This window comes from Bacillus sp. m3-13, assembly GCF_000175075.1.
In the GTDB taxonomy this organism is placed as follows: Bacteria; Bacillota; Bacilli; order Bacillales; family Bacillaceae_I; genus Sutcliffiella_A; species Sutcliffiella_A horikoshii_C.
Genome location: NZ_ACPC01000029.1, coordinates 1 through 559, shown reverse-complemented (window position 1 = coordinate 559; position 559 = coordinate 1). Strand labels below are relative to the sequence as shown.

At 40.6% G+C, this 559-nt stretch carries 1 pseudogene; it reads left to right on the top strand.

Annotated elements, in window-relative coordinates:
* Positions 1-473 (top strand): annotated as a pseudogene (locus M313_RS24710) (ATP-dependent zinc metalloprotease FtsH); the annotation flags it as partial.
* Positions 474-559: the final 86 nt, after the last annotated feature.

Below are 559 nucleotides of genomic sequence, written 5' to 3'. Positions count from 1 at the left end.
AGGAAATCACATTTGGCGAAGCAAGTACTGGTGCCCATAATGACTTCCAACGTGCTACAGGAATAGCTCGTAAAATGGTTACAGAATACGGAATGAGTGAAAAACTTGGTCCATTGCAATTTGGTCAAGCTTCAGGAGGGCAAGTCTTCCTTGGTCGTGATATTCAAAATGAGCAAAACTACAGTGATGCTATTGCACACCAAATTGACATGGAGATTCAACGTTTCATCAAAGAGTGTTACGAAAGAGCCAAGCAGATTCTTACGGAAAACCGTGATAAGCTGGAGCTTGTAGCACAAACGCTATTAGAAGTTGAAACACTTGATGCAGAACAAATCAGACACCTATATGACAAAGGGAAGCTTCCAGAACTTCCTGTAAAAACTGAAGGTGGCGATGATGTGAAAGTGAACATCAACTCTAAAAAAGAAGCAGACAAAACTGAATCTACCGACGAAACCAAACCTGAATAAACAAAAAGGTGCCTGGAGTAAAATTCAGGCACCTTTTTTATGCGATTCAATCGTAGAAGGTTGTTTTTACTTGCACGATGCTTTCC